The sequence below is a fragment of the Bacillus sp. MD-5 genome (assembly GCF_002201875.1).
Taxonomy (GTDB): domain Bacteria; phylum Bacillota; class Bacilli; order Bacillales; family Bacillaceae; genus Bacillus; species Bacillus stercoris.
On sequence record NZ_CP021911.1, the window covers coordinates 1,261,191 to 1,274,531 of the forward strand.

At 42.1% G+C, this 13,341-nt stretch carries 15 protein-coding genes and 1 riboswitch; of the genes, 11 read left to right on the forward strand and 4 right to left on the reverse strand.

The window, feature by feature from the left end; all coding sequences use genetic code 11:
* Positions 1-56: 56 nt before the first annotated feature.
* The 4 genes from CDO84_RS06320 to rsgI all read left to right on the forward strand — a co-directional run bounded on the left by CDO84_RS06320 (position 57) and on the right by rsgI (position 3,883).
* Positions 57-671: a DedA family protein gene (locus tag CDO84_RS06320; RefSeq protein ID WP_040083804.1), complete on the forward strand. Its 615-nt coding sequence runs from the start codon at positions 57-59 to the stop codon at positions 669-671.
* A gap of 47 nt (positions 672-718) precedes the next feature.
* Positions 719-878, forward strand: a riboswitch (yybP-ykoY riboswitch).
* A 49-nt stretch (positions 879-927) separates the two neighbouring features.
* Positions 928-1,722: a TerC family protein gene (locus tag CDO84_RS06325; protein ID WP_040083320.1), complete on the forward strand. Its 795-nt coding sequence runs from the start codon at positions 928-930 to the stop codon at positions 1,720-1,722.
* A gap of 263 nt (positions 1,723-1,985) precedes the next feature.
* Complete coding sequence (gene sigI, locus CDO84_RS06330) at positions 1,986-2,741, forward strand: RNA polymerase sigma factor SigI (protein ID WP_040083319.1); 756 nt, start codon at positions 1,986-1,988, stop codon at positions 2,739-2,741.
* On the forward strand, positions 2,738-3,883 hold the full coding sequence (rsgI, locus tag CDO84_RS06335) for an anti-sigma-I factor RsgI (RefSeq protein WP_040083318.1): 1,146 nt from the start codon (positions 2,738-2,740) through the stop codon (positions 3,881-3,883). The genes sigI and rsgI overlap by 4 nt, the downstream gene beginning before the upstream one ends.
* A gap of 10 nt (positions 3,884-3,893) precedes the next feature.
* Here rsgI and sspD read toward each other — a convergent pair whose 3' ends face one another.
* Positions 3,894-4,088, reverse strand: coding sequence for an acid-soluble spore protein SspD (gene sspD / locus CDO84_RS06340; RefSeq protein ID WP_003218568.1), 195 nt, complete (start codon positions 4,086-4,088; stop codon positions 3,894-3,896).
* Positions 4,089-4,218: 130 nt separating this feature from the next.
* Positions 4,219-4,920, reverse strand: a complete 702-nt coding sequence (gene htpK, locus CDO84_RS06345; protein WP_040083317.1) for a transcriptional regulator HtpK — start codon at positions 4,918-4,920, stop codon at positions 4,219-4,221.
* A 171-nt stretch (positions 4,921-5,091) separates the two neighbouring features.
* Between htpK and htpX the strand changes: the two genes are divergently transcribed.
* From htpX to CDO84_RS06365, 4 genes are all read left to right on the forward strand, one after another.
* The gene (gene htpX, locus CDO84_RS06350; RefSeq protein ID WP_014663732.1) at positions 5,092-5,988 is read left to right on the forward strand and encodes a protease HtpX; all 897 of its coding nucleotides are present in this window, start codon (positions 5,092-5,094) and stop codon (positions 5,986-5,988) included.
* A 174-nt stretch (positions 5,989-6,162) separates the two neighbouring features.
* On the forward strand, positions 6,163-7,512 hold the full coding sequence (gene ktrD, locus CDO84_RS06355) for a Ktr system potassium transporter KtrD (protein ID WP_040083316.1): 1,350 nt from the start codon (positions 6,163-6,165) through the stop codon (positions 7,510-7,512).
* Between the two features lie 150 nt (positions 7,513-7,662).
* Positions 7,663-7,818 carry a hypothetical protein gene (locus CDO84_RS06360; RefSeq protein ID WP_014663734.1) on the forward strand — a complete coding sequence of 52 codons (156 nt, stop codon included), beginning with the start codon at positions 7,663-7,665 and terminating at the stop codon, positions 7,816-7,818.
* A gap of 2 nt (positions 7,819-7,820) precedes the next feature.
* Positions 7,821-8,003: a hypothetical protein gene (locus CDO84_RS06365; RefSeq protein WP_040083315.1), complete on the forward strand. Its 183-nt coding sequence runs from the start codon at positions 7,821-7,823 to the stop codon at positions 8,001-8,003.
* 41 nt (positions 8,004-8,044) lie between these two features.
* On the opposite strand, the gene CDO84_RS06370 is transcribed toward CDO84_RS06365, so the two are convergent.
* Entirely contained in the window at positions 8,045-9,067 is a 1,023-nt protein-coding gene (locus CDO84_RS06370; protein WP_040083314.1) for an acyltransferase family protein, read from the reverse strand.
* Between the two features lie 252 nt (positions 9,068-9,319).
* On the opposite strand from CDO84_RS06370, the gene kinE reads away from it, so the two are divergent.
* The 3 genes from kinE (at position 9,320) to CDO84_RS21350 (ending at position 12,245) form a co-directional block, all read left to right on the forward strand.
* Positions 9,320-11,536, forward strand: coding sequence for a sporulation two-component system sensor histidine kinase KinE (gene kinE, locus CDO84_RS06375; protein ID WP_040083313.1), 2,217 nt, complete (start codon positions 9,320-9,322; stop codon positions 11,534-11,536).
* Positions 11,533-12,030: a methylated-DNA--[protein]-cysteine S-methyltransferase gene (locus tag CDO84_RS06380; protein ID WP_040083312.1), complete on the forward strand. Its 498-nt coding sequence runs from the start codon at positions 11,533-11,535 to the stop codon at positions 12,028-12,030. Before kinE ends, CDO84_RS06380 begins: the two co-directional genes overlap by 4 nt.
* A gap of 89 nt (positions 12,031-12,119) precedes the next feature.
* Positions 12,120-12,245 (forward strand): hypothetical protein, encoded by a 126-nt coding sequence (locus CDO84_RS21350; RefSeq protein WP_014663738.1) that lies wholly within the window; start codon positions 12,120-12,122, stop codon positions 12,243-12,245.
* A gap of 33 nt (positions 12,246-12,278) precedes the next feature.
* Here CDO84_RS21350 and mtnA read toward each other — a convergent pair whose 3' ends face one another.
* Positions 12,279-13,340: an S-methyl-5-thioribose-1-phosphate isomerase gene (mtnA, locus tag CDO84_RS06385; protein WP_014663739.1), complete on the reverse strand. Its 1,062-nt coding sequence runs from the start codon at positions 13,338-13,340 to the stop codon at positions 12,279-12,281.
* Position 13,341: the final 1 nt, after the last annotated feature.

Sequence of the window (13,341 nt, forward strand, 5' to 3'; positions counted from 1 at the left end):
AATGTACAATAAATAAATAGGGAAAAGGGGAGTTGAAGGCTATCGAAGAGCTGGTTATGTCATGGATAGAAGCATTTAAAAGTTTATCTTATTTAGGAATATTTCTAGCGCTCAGTATTGAGTTTATCCCCGCTGAAATCGTCCTGCCTCTTGCGGGCTACTGGGTATCGAAAGGCGATATGACGCTTACCGGCGTTGTTTTGGCAGGAACGCTAGGAGGAGTGGCCGGTCCGCTTACGCTGTATTGGATAGGAAGGTACGGAGGAAGGCCGTTTCTTGAACGTTTTGGGAAGTACCTTTTTATTAAGCCTGAAGCGCTTGATAAGTCGGATCAATTTTTTAAAAAACATGGGGGCTTTGTCGCCTTCAGCGGCCGTTTTTTGCCTGGCATCAGGACATTGATCTCCATACCGTGCGGCATTGCAAAAATGAATGTTTGGGTGTTTTCGCTTTATACATTCATCGCTATGCTTCCGATTACATTTGTATATGTTTATCTCGGTGTGAAGCTCGGTGAAAATTGGAAGGAAGTCGGCTCTATTCTTGATCAATATATGCTTCCGATCGGGATAGCGATTTTGGTGCTGTTCCTGCTCTACTTATTGATGAAAAAGAGGAAGAAACGCACGCACTCCGAACATTTATCAGTATTTTTAAAAAATAAACGTTGACAAATCACCGCACTGCGCATATTATTGACGTATAAAATGATATTTCTTGAAATCCCAAAGGGGAGTAGCGTCCGGAATATATTCCGGAAACAAAGTCGTCATTTCATGGATGGTATCCATCGGCTTTGTTGGCATGCTTGAATTCATGTCTAGCAAGACCTTTGCCTTATGTCGGCAAAGGTCTTTTTTGCATGGTCCGGCCGGCATAAGATCGGATGAAGAGAAAGAAAACAACTTTTTTGGGAGGGTATCATTTATGGATGCAGCATTATTATTAGAGTATGGTTGGGTTCTTCTCGTCTTGATCGGGCTGGAAGGGATTTTAGCCGCCGATAACGCACTGGTTATGGCGGTAATGGTAAAACATTTGCCGGAAGAAAAAAGAAAAAAAGCGCTGTTTTATGGATTGGCAGGGGCTTTTGTACTGCGATTTGGCTCTTTATTTGCAATTTCTTTCTTGGTCAACGTATGGCAGGTTCAAGCGATTGGCGCGATCTATTTGCTGTATATCTCAGCAAGCCACTTATTGAAAAGATATGTATTTAAGAAAGAAGACACGCATAAAGAGACGAAGAAAAGCGGTTTTTGGCCGACTGTTTTAAAAGTGGAACTGGCAGATATCGCGTTTGCTGTTGATTCTATTTTAGCAGCAGTAGCACTGGCGGTTACGCTCCCTGGGACATCACTCCCGAAGATCGGCGGACTTGACGGAGGGCAATTTATCATCATTTTGGCCGGTGGTATAATCGGACTGGTGATCATGCGATTTGCGGCTTCAATGTTTGTAAAGTTATTAAAGGAACGTCCAAGCCTAGAAACAGCAGCCTTTGTGATTGTCGGCTGGGTCGGAGTGAAGCTTGCTTTATATACGCTTGCCCATCGTGACATAGCGGTTGTTTCTGAACACTTTATCCATTCTGGAACATGGAAGCTGATATTCTGGGGTGTCTTAGCGGCAATTGCAGTTAGCGGCTGGTTTATGTCAGGTGGGAAAAAACAGCCGGAGGGCACACAAAACGAACAAAAAAACAGCACTCGGGAACGGGCGTAATCTGAAAGACTCTGCTTAAAAGCAGAGTCTTTTCGTGTTTGAAGCGTTTTCATACCCGAAATAAAATAACATTTTTATAACAGCTTTGTTACAAAAAACACGCATAAAACCCCCTTAATTCTTTAGAAAGGCACGAAATCATGTATAGGACGTCAGAATGGTTTGTCATAATTGAGACATTGGAAATCAATATTTCTTTTTCTCCTTTGCGAATCCCTATCAAATTAGCTATCATTAATGAGTAGTTATAGGGAGGAACTGAGGTGAAACCAGTGCTTAGCCTTTTGTTTAAATTGGGAAAAAAGAAGCAAACGCTTGAAAAAGCTGTTGAGAGTATACAAAAAGGCAATAAAGATCTGCAAAATGAATTAATACAGCAATATAAGCCATTTATCGCAAAGACGGTTTCATCCGTTTGTAAACGATATATAGATGAAAAAGACGATGAGTTCAGTATTGGGCTGATCGCGTTTAATGAAGCTATTGAAAAATATTCACCTGAAAAAGGAAATTCTCTGCTCGCATTTGCTGAGCTTATTATAAAAAGAAAAGTCATTGATTACATTAGAAAAGAAGCCAGAAGCGCACAAAATATAAATATCGATTTACAGGAAGGAGACGATCAGGAGTCATCACAAAGCCTGATTGAAGCCGAGCTTTCCATTGATGAATACCGCCGTCAGATTGAACAGGAGCAGAGGCGGGAGGAAATCCTCTATTTTCAAAGGCAGCTCAAGGATTATGGTTTGTCGTTTAAAGAACTGCTTGAAAATTCTCCAAAGCACACGGATGCAAGGCAAAACGCCATAAAGGTGGCAATGACGCTTGTTGAACACGAAGAATTGGCCGCTATTCTCTATACAAAAAAGCAGCTTCCAGTGAAACAGCTGGAGCAGCTTGTCTCTGTAAGCCGAAAAACGATTGAGAGAAACAGAAAATATATTATTGCGATGTGTATTATTATTACGGGTGATTATATTTATTTAAAAGATTATCTTAAAGGGGTGCTGCACTCATGAGAAGAGGGATTATAGTAGAGAAAAATAAAAAATTCGTCACGTTGCTGACCCCTGACGGACAATTTTTAAAAGCCAAAAATGATCGCCACAGCTATGAAATCGGAGAGGAAATCATGCTTCCGAGTGAAACACGCATGGGCAGAAGGGCCAGCTTTTTTGATTTTTTTAAACTGCGCCCTTTCAAAATGGGGATTTTTACGATGACTGCTATTATGCTTTTTATTTTTATAGTTCTCCCCGTTTTTTCCAACAATAAGGCCTATGCGTATATGACAATCGATATCAATCCAAGCGTCGAAATGGCGTTAAACAGCGATTATGAAGTGATTGAACTGACGCCTCTAAACGATGAGGGAAAGCAGGTCGTAAATGATATAGATGATTGGGAGAAGACTGATTTTAAAAAGGTGATTGACGATATAATAACCGACTGCAATGAGCACGGGTATGTAAAGAAATCGAAAGAAATATTGATTTCCACTGTTTATGAAAATACGGAAGACAATACATATAAAAAAGCTGTGAAAAAACAGCTCAACGATGTGACTGAAAAATATAAAACGACATACCGCATGGAATCTCTCGAGTCAGACATGCAAACGAGGGAAAAAGCGAAGAAAGAAGGCGTTTCAACAGGCAGCTACATCAAATCAAATGAAAAGAATAACAATAAAGAGTTAAAAGATGACTCCAGCAAACCATCCGGGGAAGAGGATCAAAAGAGTGAAGAAAATGAGGGTGAAAACACCGATCAAACCGACTCCCAGGACAGCAAGCAAGGAGATAATGAACAGTTGAATGATACGGATTCCGGTGACCAGAAAGAAGATAAAGCGGATAACCAGACTGATAAAAGTGATAAAGATAAAAATGTAAAGGAATCAGATGAAAACACAAATGCCGAAAAAGATGGGGACGATGAGCAAACCCCAATACAAGATCCTCAAGATAAAGGAAATGAAAATAACAGCGCTGACAAAGGTCAAAGCCAATACCACAGGGACTGGAACAATGGTGAACAAGGCAAGAATCGTTCTTCATCCAGAAGGGATAACGCTTCAGACCGCCGTAATCCAAACGGCTACAGCAGTGATAATAATTCAGCTCAAAATGAAGATTCGCCGAGTGCCCCCGGCGAATAAAGACCTGAATTTATTTAGTTGTGCCGTTTAACTGAGATTGTGCTTGCTGCACCAGCCGCTTTGTCATTTCTCCGCCTACAGAGCCGTTAGCGCGTGCGACTGTATCAGAACCAAGGTTCACACCGAATTCTTGAGCCACTTCGAGTTTAAATTGGTCTAGTGCCTGCTCCACCCCTGGAACAACGAGTTTATTTCTGCTCGCCATCTTTTTCATCTCCTTTTTCTATAAAGAAATTCTTAACGCGTATTTAGTTTGAAATATACGGGGATTATTTATGCTGGCAATTGTTGTGGAGAAAAATAAACCCCCGGCCTCTGAGCCGGGGGTGCGCAGACTATAAAATGTCTGCTGTCATTTTATGAGCGGTTGCCTGAATATGGAACGTTAAAATGGAGAGGACTGTAATGGCGATAATCTGTCTGATTTTAAGCCATTGGCCGTCATTCAGTTCTTCAAAACGGTAGCGGAGACGTTCTGTCTCCTGTTCGACGATCACCTGCAGATTTGATTCTTTCATAGAAGGAGTATCTTGGTGATGGACGGCATCAAGCACATATGCACAGCTTTCATAATAAGCAATCGGGCTAATGACATCATCAGATCTGTCTGAGATTGTGTTAAAGGCCACTTTTAAAATAGCCCGTATGTGTTCAAAGTCATAAATGGATTTTAAATCACGTACAATTAAAAGAATAACTGCTTGTTCAACTGAGTATTTTTTGCCCAGCTCAGGGTGTCCGATCAGATCCTTGATATCACGCTTTACCCAGTTTTGAATCGCGGTTGACTTTAATGAAGTCAGTTCGCATAAGTTGCCGAGCTCTACGATTTCATTTGTAGAGAGGCCGTATTCTTTTTTCTGTTTTTTTCGTTCGTATCTTGTAAGAAATTCAGGAATTTCAAGATGATTGGCTGCTTTTTCTGCTGACATGTTCGCTGATTGGACGAGAATGTCGAGCGGGCTATGTTCTCCTTGTCCTTTTAAGGAATAGAGCAGCCGCACCATATCGGTTCGAGAAAGTTTAAAAATGTTCATTGTTCACCTCTTTAAACAATTTGACGCGGATAAGCGGTTTATGTATAAGTTCAAAATTGAAGCGTCAGCAAATTACATTAACATCATACGTCGAATTCCTTGCATTTTCAAATGGATGTTTTATAATTTAAATATACAGGTTCTTTTGAACTTAAAATAACGGAGGTTGTTATGGCGAAAAGAATTTTTCTGTTTATTTTAACGAATATTTTGGTGCTTACAACAATCGGGATTGTTTTGTCTATTTTGAGCTCTGTTACCGGAGTAGGGACATACTTTACAGCTGATGGCGGTATTGATCCAATGGCGCTTCTTGTGTTCAGTTTAGTCGTTGGCTTTGTCGGTTCCTTTACGTCTCTTGCAATGTCCAGATGGATGGCAAAGACGATGATGGGCGTGAGAGTGCTGAATCCGAAAAAACACTCACTCAGCTACGAGGAACAGCAATTGGTTGATCGTGTCCATAGATTAAGCCGTTCTGCAGGGTTAACGAAAATGCCGGAAGTCGGGATTTACCGTTCACCTGAAGTAAACGCGTTTGCGACTGGACCGTCTAAACGCCGTTCTCTTGTCGCAGTATCGTCTGGGCTGCTGGAGCAGATGGATGATGCGGCGGTCGAAGGAGTGCTTGCCCACGAGGTCGCGCATATCGCTAATGGTGATATGGTAACAATGACGCTTTTACAAGGTATCGTCAATACCTTTGTCGTCTTTCTATCACGCATCGCAGCTTGGATTGCAAGCCGTTTTGTCAAAGAAGATCTAGCGCCGATCGTACATTTTATTGCAATGATTGTCTTTCAGATTATCTTTTCGATACTTGGCAGCCTGGTTGTGTTTGCGTATTCACGCCATCGTGAATTCCATGCTGACAGGGGAGGAGCGGATCTTGCCGGCAAGGATAAGATGATTCATGCGCTTCGGACGCTTAAAGGCTACTCTTCCCGAATGATGGAAGACGATCAGACAGCTGTCCAAACGTTAAAGATCAATGGCAAGAAGCGCTCTTCACTTTTCTCTACTCACCCTGATTTAGACGAGCGTATCAGACGGCTGGAAGCTAAGTAATACAAACACATTGTTCCTCTGAGGAAATTCTCAGAGGTTTTTTTATTTTATCCATTGATTAAAAACATAAAAAAATAAGCAAGTTAAGAAAATGTTCCGTAAAAGCCTTTAAAAATGGACCTAATATCTTTAGAATAATTACCGTACTTAAAAAGAGAGGCAGAAGGATTTTACATGAAATTAAAGTTTGGAAAATTGATACAGGCCCTGTCACCGGCCCAGCTGATCGCATTATATTATTTTCTTGCAGTTACTGTGGCCGTTATATTGCTGAGTTTGCCGGCGGGCCATAAACCGGGGGCGGACTGGACGTTCATTGATGCGCTGTTTACCGCCGTCAGTTCAGTCAGCGTAACAGGGCTGACGGTCGTTGATACAGCTGATACATTCAGTACAACAGGCATTTTTATATTGGCATTTGTTCTGCAATTTGGCGGAATCGGGATTATGACGCTCGGAACGTTCATTTGGCTGATCATGGGAAAACGAATCGGGCTGAAAGAACGGAAATTGATTATGGTTGACCAAAACCAATCCCAGTTTTCCGGGATTGTCAATCTGATGAAGCAGGTTCTTTTTCTGATCTTGTGGATTGAATTTTTTGGCGGGCTTATACTCGGCACTTATTTCTTAACCTACTATGATTCCTTTCAGGAAGCTTATTTACACGGGTTTTTTGCCAGTATCAGCGCAACGACAAATGGCGGATTTGATATTACCGGTAATTCGATGATTCCATTTCGTCACGATTACTTTGTGCAGTTTATTACAATGCTTTTAATTATATTTGGAGCGATTGGATTTCCTGTGCTGGTTGAAGTAAAGGATTTCCTGTTTTCAAAGCATCGCCGTTATCCATTTACGCTTTTTACGAAGATCACAACGATTACGTTCGGCTCGCTTGTCTTGTTTGGAGCCATAGGCATCTTTGCCCTGGAAGCAAACCATGCGTTCGCAGGAAAATCATGGCATGATATTTTGTTTCTGTCCCTGTTTCAATCAACGGCAACCCGAAGCGGGGGTCTTGCCACAATCGATATCAGCCAATTATCAGGTCCCACACTCTTTTTTATTTGTGCGCTGATGTTTATCGGAGCGTCGCCAAGTTCAGTCGGGGGAGGCATACGGACAACGACTTTTGCCTTGAATCTTCTTGCGCTGTTTCATTTCGCCCGCGGTAATAAGTCCGTAAAGGTATTCAAACGGGAGCTGCACCCTGCTGACCTGATGAAGTCGCTTGTTGTCACAATGATGGCGATCTTGCTCGTTTTTGGCTCGACACTCATTCTGACCATTACAGAAAAGCATTCCCTGCTGGAGCTTTTGTTTGAAGTGTGCTCGGCATTCGGTACAACCGGTCTGTCACTTGGAATTACGGCTGATTTGAGCAGTGTTGGAAAATGCGTCATTATGATTGTTATGTTTATCGGGCGAATCGGCATCCTGACCTTCCTGTATCTGATCGGTAGAAAGGAAATTGAAGCGAATTATCATTATCCGAAGGAAAGAGTGATTATCGGATAGACAAAACACCGCCAATTCAGCGGTGTTTTTTGATTGCCAAAAAAAAGATGTGTGCCTCCTGTTCAGTTGGAGAACCTAACTTCGACAGGTGCAGTTTAATGCCCCTGCATCTTTAGCCGAAATGTGTGAAAACTGGCGAGGAGGATTCGAATGAAGCGTAAAGCTGAAGTAAATGAAGCCATTAAAAATAACAATACACCTACTGAGAGCATGGACCCAAATTCATATAAGACACAATATCATGACGACCCCAATTTTAGAGGGGCAAACCGCAATTCCAAACAGGGTAAGCAGGGAGGCATGTGATTGTGAAGAAACACCGTCATAGCAGAGATATGCAAAATCATAAAAAGCCTATGAATAAGAAGGTGCTGGAGGAAGAATTCTCAAGTGAATTTGGGGATTACAATGCCGGAAAGATCATCGAAACGCTGGAAGTCACAAAGCCTGAAAAGAAAAATGAAGAAAACAAAAATAAAAAACAGAAATAAAAAAGACCTCTTAGGCGGTGTCCCGCTTAAGAGGTGCTTTTCTATTTTAAATAAGCATTTTTGCCCGTTCCTCTGACAAATTGCAATAAGCTGGTCATCCTCAGCTCAATGAAAGGCTGAGCAACTGTCTTAACAAAGTTGCTGGAGAGTACTGATGTCAGTGCTGCTGTTAAAAGCAAGAGGATCACTAAGCTTTGATAGTCAGTAAGCCAATCCTCAAGACCGACCTGCCGCAGCGTTTTAATAATAAACCCGTGAAGCAAATACACGTAAAATGTCCGGGTCCCCCATTTGGTAAAGAAATACCGTTTTTGCGGAACGAGCGCTAAAAAGCTAAAGGTTGCCGCAAAGGCGAGTACATACCAGCCGATTCGGGATAGTCCGCTTACAAGGGTAACGTCTCCAAATGAAGAATACGGTTTTGAACCAAACAGAAAAGAATAGTCAAAATCGATGCCCCAGCAGATGACGAATACGGCGGCAAGCACCCCGAGCGCAATTTGTTTGCCTCGTTTTGATCTCAATAAATCAAAATGGTGTTTATTTAAATAAAAACCGACAAGGAACATCGGTAAGAATACGAATGTCCGTGACAAACTCAGCGTGCTGCTGACAAAGTCCAGATAACCGATCAGCACGGCGAATCCGCAGCTGACAAACAGCGCTCCCAGCTTTGAAAGCTTTGAAAAAGGATATAGAAGCAGGTTCCAAAAGAATAAGCTTACAAGAAACCATAACGACCATTGCGGGTCAATCGGGTTCACATTTGCCATGCTTTCATCTTGCATAATGTAATAAAAAACGGAATAAATGATTTGGAAAATCAAATACGGAATAATCAGCTTGGCCGCCAGCTTTTTTACATATCCCGCCCGTTTAAAGCCTTTTGCGAAATAACCGGATACAAGAATAAATGCAGGCATATGGAATGTGTAAATGAACTTGTAGAGGTAGAGCATAAAGTGATTATCATTAATAAAGGAACGAAGAATATGACCGAATACAACAAGGAATATCAATAAAAATTTTGCGTTATCGAAATAACTGTCCCGCGATTTACTCATAGCATCACCTTCTCTTTCATCAGTCACTAAGAGATTATTCCCTGCTGGTACATATTTTAAAATAAAAGATGAAAAAGGAATCTAAAAAAATGCTGATTGTTAGGACGATGTAAAGTGGCGGTAAGGATCGTAGAAAATGTCTTCGGAATGTAATGGCGCTGAAATTTTCTGAAATTTATAGGGCAAATGAAGGAAGTTCCCGCATTTTGTAGAAATATTGAGGGATAGGTTTTGAAGAAGGAGTGTACATGCATGGAAACTCTTGATGTCCAGACAAACTCGGAGCTGCGAGAGGAACTGAATCGCCTCAAAGAAGAAAACGCGCGACTGAAAAAGGAATTGAATCAGCATCAAGTGATTGTCAACAATACGCTCGATGCTATTTTTATTTGTGATAACGAAATGCGAATCGTTAAGGCGAATGAAGCAACAGAAAGGATGCTTCAAGTTGATTCGGAAGATTTAAAAGAGCGTTCTGTTTTGGATTTTTTGTTTTCAATCCCAAAGGATGAACTGAATCTTGCCGTAAAGAAGTTTTTTAAAAAAGGCTTTCTGTGGAAGGAGGTCCCGATCAGGCTTGATTGCGGGGCGACAAAATACATAGAGTTTCTGGCCAAAAGAGGCATTGGCGAGGATTTCTTTTTTGTTGTCATGAGGGACATATCTTCTAAGAAGATTTTGGAGCGGGAATTCTCTATGAATGAACAGCTTTTTAAGGACTTGTTTGACAGAGCGGTTGATGGAATCGTCCTGTTTGATAAAGATGGCGGTTTTATTGATGCCAATTTGTCCTTTTGTAAAAGCTTCGAAATCAATCATAATGAGCTGTCTCATTTATCGTTGTATGAGTTTATAGACAGCGGCTCAAGAAAAGATTTCGACAATATCTGGAAGACGCTCAACCGCAAGGGAAAAGCGAAGGGGGAGCTGCCTGTCAAGCTTCGTTCAGGAGTCCAAAAGCTATTTGAATTCACGATTACATCAAACATCATCAGCGGTTTTTATATGTCTATTATGAGGGATATCACAGAGAAGCGGTCTATGGAGCTCCAGCTCTTTAAAAGTGAGGAGCGATTCAGAGAAATCTTTGAAAATGCGATGGACGCCATCATCATTTGGTCGAATGACGGAAGAATCGTTAAGGCGAATCAATCAGCCTGCAAAATTTTTGAGCTGCCGATGAACTTGCTGTTGAAAAGAAAGCTGTGTGATTTTCTCGTCGACTCGCAGCAGAAATACAGCATAACGAAAAGGAAATATGCAAAATACGGAGAGATCAGAGAAGAGCTGCTGTTTCAAATGGGGAATGGGCAGTTCAAAGAGCTCGAATTCACTTCAAAGCGGACCATACTTGAAAACCAGCATTTAACGATCTTAAGAAATGTCAGCGACAGAAAGCGGATGGAAAAGGAGCTTCGGGAAAGCGAGCTGAAATTCAGAAAAGTGTTCAACGGCTCAATGGACGGCAATGTATTGTTCGACAATCAATACAGGATCATCGACGCCAACCCGTTAGCAAGCCATATTTTGGGCCTGTCACATGAAGAGATCAAACAGCACAGCCTGCTAGATATTATTTCTGCTTATGAAATAGAAAATCTGGCATCACCGGCAAGGCAGATTAATTTTGATGAAATGGATAACGAAATTCCATTTTTGCTAAGCAGCAGTGACAATCGAAAACTCGAATTCTCATTTAAACGGAATATTATTCAAAATATGAACTTGGCTATCTTTAAAGACGTTACAGAGCGAAAAGAATTGGAGGAACGCCTGCGCAAATCAGATACCCTTCATGTTGTCGGCGAACTCGCAGCCGGCATTGCCCATGAAATCAGAAATCCGATGACCGCTCTTAAAGGCTTCATTCAGCTTCTGAAAGGAAGTGTCGAGGGAGACTACGCCCTTTACTTCAACGTGATCACCTCAGAACTAAAGCGCATCGAATCCATCATCACCGAATTCTTGATTTTAGCCAAGCCCCAGGCCATTATGTATGAGGAAAAACATGTTACCCAAATTATGAGAGACACGATAGACCTTCTAAACGCGCAAGCCAATCTCAGCAATGTACAAATGCAGCTTGATTTAATGGACGACATTCCCCCGATCTACTGTGAACCGAATCAGCTGAAACAGGTTTTTATCAACATATTAAAAAACGCTATCGAAGTGATGCCTGACGGCGGAAACATTTTTGTGACGATAAGAGTACTGGATCAAGATCATGTTCTCATCTCCTTAAAAGACGAGGGGATTGGAATGACAGAAGATAAATTAAAGCGCCTTGGTGAACCATTTTATACGACAAAGGAACGGGGAACTGGACTTGGGCTTATGGTAAGCTATAAAATTATTGAAGAACATCAAGGCGAGATTATGGTCGAAAGTGAAGAAGGAAAGGGCACCGTTTTTCATATTACGCTTCCCGTCAGACAGAATGCTGAAGAAAGAAGGAATGATGAGTGAATTACTATATGACAGCTGAAACGCCGCTCGGTGAATTTATCATTGCCGAAGAGGAGGGCAGGATCACCCGTCTATTTCTCAGTCAGGAAGATTGGATGGATTGGAAAGAAACCGTTCAGAAGACAGAACACAAGGAAACACCTCTTCTTGCAGAAGCGAAAAAACAGCTTCATGAATATTTCGCCGGAGAAAGAAAGACATTCTCCCTGCCGCTCAGCCAAGAGGGCACACCTTTTCAGAAAAAAGTGTGGGAGGCGCTGGAGAGGATCCCATATGGTGAATCCCGAAGCTATGCTGATATTGCCGCTGCGGTCGGGAGTCCGAAGGCGGTGCGCGCTGTCGGACAGGCTAATAAACGTAACGACCTGCCGATTTTTGTTCCGTGTCACAGAGTGATTGGCAAAAACAGTGCGTTAACAGGCTACGCCGGAAGCAAAACTGATATTAAAGCTTTTTTGCTGAACATCGAGCAAATCTCCTATAAAGAAAAATAAAACATATGGCACGTTCCCTTTTTTCACTGACGACATATCATTTTATTAAGTTAAAAAAGTTGGTCTGATGAAAAAGGAGGACAAAGCAATTGAAGCCGAGCCGCTCTGAGAAAATTGCCGTTTTTGCCAAACTGTTTGTAAAACTGCATATCATATCAAGCGCTCAAAAAGATGAAATTATCAATGTTAACAAAAAGAAACAAAAAAACCGCTGACTCAGCTCCAAATGAGCAAAGTCCAGCGGTTTTTTAATGCACCTTTTCACCTTTAAACAACTGTTCAATCTCTTCTGCATAGTTACCGGTCATAATCCCTTTTTCTGTGATGATTCCTGAAATGAGATCATGAGGTGTAATGTCAAAAGCGGGATTAAAGACAGCCACATCTGATGGAGCGGTCCGTACTCCGGAAATCTGCCTGACTTCGTCGGGATCCCGCTCCTCTATCGGGATATCAGCGCCGCATTTGATCTTCGTATCAAATGTAGATAAAGGTGCGGCGACAAAAAACGGAATATCAAAGGCGTTTGCTAAAATAGCAAGGCCATATGTGCCGATTTTATTTGCCGTATCACCGTTCTTTGCAATTCGGTCAGCTCCGACGATAACAGCGGAAATTTGTTTTTCCTTCATCGTATGGGCGGCCATGCTGTCTGTAATTAGCGTGACATCAATGCCTCCCTGCATCAGCTCCCAAGCAGTAAGGCGTGATCCTTGCAGAACAGGCCTTGTTTCGCAGGCAAAAATGTGCAATCCCAAATCTTTTTGTTTGGCCAAGTAAAACGGAGCTAGCGCCGTTCCATAGCGGCTTGTCGCGATTGAGCCGGCATTGCAGATCGTCATGATCCTGTCGCCTTTTTTGAAAAGCTGCAGGGCGTTTTGGCCGATCAACCGGCACGTTTCCTCATCCTCGACCTGAATCTGAATTGCTTCATGGACAAGGTTTGTTTTTGCTTCATTTACGGAAATCGCGTTTTCGACCGAATGACTCAGTCTCTCAAGCGCCCATGACAAATTAATGGCTGTAGGCCGTGAGCTGTTTAAATATTGTTTGATGTCTTCCAGTCTGCGCCGGAATTCTGTGACATTCTCTGTTTCAATGTCTTTGGCAGCAAGCGCTAGTCCGAAGGCAGCCGTAATGCCGATCGCCGGAGCACCCCTTACCTTGAGCGTGACAATCGCATCAAATACATCCTCTTTCGTCGTCAGCTCCAAATATTCCGTCTCATCAGGAAGCTTTTGCTGATTTAAAATGGTAATAGCTGTTTCTTTCCATTCAACAGAACGTGGAACAGCAAATGAATGGGTCATG